Here is a 4,582-nt window from a genome sequence, read left to right on the forward strand (position 1 = left end):
ATTGTGACTATCAGTAGGGAGCAGGTGATTTCTCTCTTTGTCATTGCTGCTGTGGTGCTTGTCTTGACCTTCCTCTTCATTCGGCCTATGTACATCTTGACTTTTGATGAGGATACGGCCTTTGTGGATGGGCTGCCTGTGCGGACTATGTCCATTCTCTTTAATATCGTGACGGGTGTTGCCATTGCTCTCATGATTCCAGCTGCGGGAGCTTTACTGGTATCGACCATTATGGTCCTGCCGGCCAGTATTGCCCTGCGGATTGGGAAAAATTTCAAGTCGGTTATTTTGCTGGCAAATGCCATCGGCTTCTTTGGTATGATTGCTGGACTTTATATTTCTTACTATGCAGAGACACCAGCAAGCGCCAGCATTACGATTATCTTCGTCAGTTTGTTTTTGCTGGTCAATCTGGTCAAAAAATTTATGAAATAGGAGCAGAAAATGAAAAAAATTAGTCTACTATTAGCAGGTTTACTGAGTATTTTCTTAGTAGCTTGTTCCAATCAAAAAAATGCAGATGGCAAGCTCAATATTGTCACGACTTTTTATCCTGTTTATGAGTTTACCAAGCAAGTGGCTGGAGATGAGGCCAGTGTAGAACTTCTAATCGGGGCTGGTACAGAACCGCATGATTATGAACCTTCAGCTAAGGCAGTTGCTACGATTCAGGATGCAGATGCCTTTGTCTATGAAAATGAAAATATGGAGACTTGGGTTCCGGATTTGCTAAAAACCTTGAAAAATAAGGAAGAAAAGGTTATCAAGGCGACTGGAAATATGCTTCTGTTGCCTGGTGGTGAAGAGGAAGAAGACCACGACCATGGTGAAGAGGGGCATCATCATGAGTATGACCCCCACGTTTGGTTGTCTCCGAAGCGGGCTATTAAAATGGTGGAACACATCCGTGATAGTCTGAGCAAGGCCTATCCTGACAAGAAAGCTACTTTTGAGAAAAACGCAGCGGCTTATATCAAGAAGCTGGAAGCTTTGGATAAGGAGTTTGAAGATGGTTTAGCCAATGCCAAGCAAAAGAGCTTTGTCACTCAGCACGCTGCCTTTAACTATCTGGCATTGGACTATGGCTTGAAGCAGGTGCCAATTTCTGGACTTTCACCAGACAGTGAACCATCCGCTTCACGCTTAGCTGAATTGACCGAGTACATCAAGAAGAATAAAATCAAGTATATCTACTTTGAAGAAAATGCTTCTCAGGCATTAGCTTCTACATTGGCTAAGGAAACTGGAGTAGAGCTTGATGTCTTGAATCCCCTGGAAAGCTTGACAGAAAAGCAGACCAAGGACGGAGCAGACTATATTTCTATCATGCAGGCCAATCTCAAGGCTCTCAAGAAAACGACTGACCAAGAGGGAGCAGAGATCGCTGCCGAGAAAGAAGAAGACGATAAGACAGTCCAAAACGGCTACTTTGAAGACAGTGCTGTCAAGGATCGGACCTTGTCTGACTATGCTGGCGAGTGGCAGTCTGTTTACCCTTATCTGAAAGACGGGACCTTGGACCAAGTCTTTGACTACAAGGCTAAGCTGACTGGGAAAATGACGGCAGCTGAATACAAGGACTACTATGACAAAGGCTACAAGACAGATGTTTCCAATATCAATATCACAGACAAGACTATGGAATTTGTAGTAGATGGAAAATCCAAGAAATATACGTATAAATACGTTGGTAAGCACACTCTGACCTACTCTAAGGGAAATCGAGGGGTACGCTTTATGTTTGAAGCGACAGACGCGGATGCAGGCCAGTACAAGTATGTTCAATTTAGTGATCATAACATTGCACCGACCAAGGCAGCTCATTTCCACATCTTCTATGGCGGTGAAAGCCAAGAAGCACTCTTTGACCAGCTGGAAAATTGGCCAACCTACTATCCAAGTAAATTGACAGGTCAAGAAATTGCCCAAGAGATGTTGGCGCACTAATGTGAGTAAAGAAAGAAGACGGGACTATCCCGCCTTCTTTTTTGTATATCGGAAAATGATGATAAAATTGCTTGACAAATTTCGATTACAGATGTAAACTAATAAAGAATTGAATTACAAATGTAAACAACGAGGAAGTGTTAGACAATGGAACAGCAAAATATGAGCCAAGCAGAATGGCAAGTGATGCGTGTGCTGTGGGCCTATCCACACAGTCGCAGTACAGAGATTATAGAGCGTTTGGAAGCTGACTTTTCTTGGAAGCCAGCAACCATTAAGACCCTTTTGAATCGTCTAAAGACAAAAGAATTTATTGCCATGGAAAAAATTGAGGGCAAGTTTTACTACGATGCTCGGATTTTAGAAGCGGATCATCTGGAAAGTACTTGGCAGGCGCTTTTTGATAATATCTGTAACACTAAACATGGTGATCTTTTGATTTCAATGATTGAGAGAAGTCAGTTCAGCCAAGGAGACTTGGAGCGACTCAGTCAGGTCATTGATAAGAAAAGAGCTTCGGCACCATTGGAAATCAAATGTGACTGTCCGCAAGGCCAGTGTCGTTGCGGGTACGGAAAGGAGACGCATTGATGAGCGAGAAGAAAGAATACAAACTCTCAGGCATGACCTGTGCTGCCTGTGCTATGACGGTGGAGATGGCGATCAAGGACTTAGAAACGGTCGAGGACGTCAGTGTTAATCTGGCGACAGAACGTCTCAGTTTGCTGCCTAAGGCAGGATTTGACAGCCAGCAAGTGCTGGATGCTGTAGCTGAGGCTGGTTATCAGGCAGAAGAAAAAGGAAAAGCTAGGCCGTCCGATGTGAGCGAAGAAGCTGCAATGAAAGCGCAGAAATTGCAAAAAAAGAAACAACAATTACTAATTCTTTTTATTACAGCTCTGCCCTTGCTTTATATCTCTATGGGAAGTATGATTGGTCTTCCCTTGCCTAGCTTCTTGGACCATATGGTGCATCCCTTGGTCTTCGTTCTTTCACAACTGCTTTTGACTCTGCCTGCTGTGTGGATTGGGCGCGGCTTCTATCAGAGAGGATTTCGCAATCTGATCAAGCGACATCCTAATATGGATAGTTTGATTGCGGTAGGGACTAGTGCAGCGTTTCTCTACAGTCTCTACTCGGTTAGTCAAGTTTTTCTTGGTCATCATCCCTTTGTCCATCAGCTTTATTTTGAGTCTGTTGCAGTGATTATTGCCTTGGTTCTTCTAGGCAAATATCTGGAAAGTTCAGCCAAGGGGAGAACGTCTCAGGCGATTCAGTCTCTACTTGAGCTAGTGCCTAGTCAGGCGACAGTGATTCGCTATGGAGAGGCTGTGACCATTGATACAGAGGATATCCGAGTTGGAGATATTATCCGTATCAAGCCAGGAGAGCGTATGCCTGTAGACGGCCTTGTGACGGAGGGGCAGACCTTTGTGGATGAGTCCATGATGACAGGTGAAAGTGTCCCGATTGAAAAGAAGGTCGGTGACACTATTACCAGTGCCACAATCAATCAAAATGGTAGTATTGACTACCAAGCAACTAGGGTGGGTTCAGATACGACCTTAGCTCAGATTGTTAGATTGGTGGAGGAAGCGCAGGGGTCTAAGGCTCCGATAGCGGCTTTGGCCGATAAGATTTCACTCTATTTTGTCCCAATCGTGCTAGGCTTGGCTACTTTGTCCACGCTGGGCTGGTATTTTCTGGCTGGTGAGAGTCTTAGCTTTTCACTGTCAATCTTTATCGCAGTTCTGGTCATTGCCTGCCCTTGTGCGCTGGGGTTAGCCACTCCGACAGCCATCATGGTCGGGACTGGTAAAGGAGCTGAAAATGGCATTCTGATTAAGTCTGGTCAAGCTTTGGAAGCGGCTTATCAGCTGGATACTATTGTTCTTGATAAGACTGGGACGATTACGGTTGGAAAGCCCAGCCTGACGGATTTATTGCCTTTGAGTGATTTTAATCGCTCTGACTTGTTGCGGCTAATCGCCAGTGCTGAGCAGCATTCTGAACATCCTTTGGCTCAGGCTATCTTAGAAGCTGCTAAAGAGGAGGGACTTGACTTACTGCCTGTCAGTCATTTTGAGGCCATAGTTGGACGAGGATTGGCTGCTCAGGTTGAGGGCAGACATCTTCTGGTGGGAAATGAGTCATTAATGAAAGAAAAGCACATTGACAGCAGTGCCTTTCAAGAACAGTTGTTGGAGCTATCCCAAGAAGGGAAGACAGCTATGTTTGTCGCAATAGATGGACAGCTAGCAGGTATTTTAGCGGTAGCCGATGAGATCAAGTCTAGCAGTCTGAAGGCGGTGCAGGAGCTCCAGTCTATGGGACTAGAAGTTATCATGCTGACAGGGGATCGTGAAGAGACAGCGAAAGCTATTGCCCAGAAAGCTGGAATCCAAAAAGTTATCGCAGGAGTATTACCAGATGGTAAGGCCACTGCTATCAAGAACTTACAGGAAGCCGGGAAAAAACTAGCCATGGTAGGGGACGGTATCAATGATGCGCCAGCCCTGGTTCAGGCAGATGTAGGAATTGCCATCGGCTCAGGCGCCGATGTAGCTATCGAGTCGGCAGATGTAGTGCTCATGCATAGTGATTTGCAGGATGTGGTCAAGGCTATCAAGCTCAG

Annotated in this window: 4 protein-coding genes; all 4 read left to right on the plus strand. The window is 45.3% G+C overall.

All coding sequences use genetic code 11. From position 1 onward, the window contains the following. A partial coding sequence (locus Q0191_RS06635; RefSeq protein WP_297664953.1) for a metal ABC transporter permease occupies positions 1-435 on the plus strand: 435 nt, incomplete at its 5' end. Between the two features lie 9 nt (positions 436-444). Then, positions 445-1,947, plus strand: a complete 1,503-nt coding sequence (locus Q0191_RS06640; RefSeq protein ID WP_297664955.1) for a zinc ABC transporter substrate-binding protein AdcA — start codon at positions 445-447, stop codon at positions 1,945-1,947. A gap of 147 nt (positions 1,948-2,094) precedes the next feature. Next, the gene (locus Q0191_RS06645; RefSeq protein ID WP_297664957.1) at positions 2,095-2,538 is read left to right on the plus strand and encodes a CopY/TcrY family copper transport repressor; all 444 of its coding nucleotides are present in this window, start codon (positions 2,095-2,097) and stop codon (positions 2,536-2,538) included. Then, positions 2,538-4,582, plus strand: a 2,045-nt coding sequence (locus tag Q0191_RS06650; protein ID WP_297664959.1) for a heavy metal translocating P-type ATPase, incomplete at its 3' end; no start/stop codon positions are given. The genes Q0191_RS06645 and Q0191_RS06650, both read left to right, overlap by 1 nt.

This window comes from uncultured Streptococcus sp., from assembly GCF_938036805.1.
Classification (GTDB): domain Bacteria; phylum Bacillota; class Bacilli; order Lactobacillales; family Streptococcaceae; genus Streptococcus.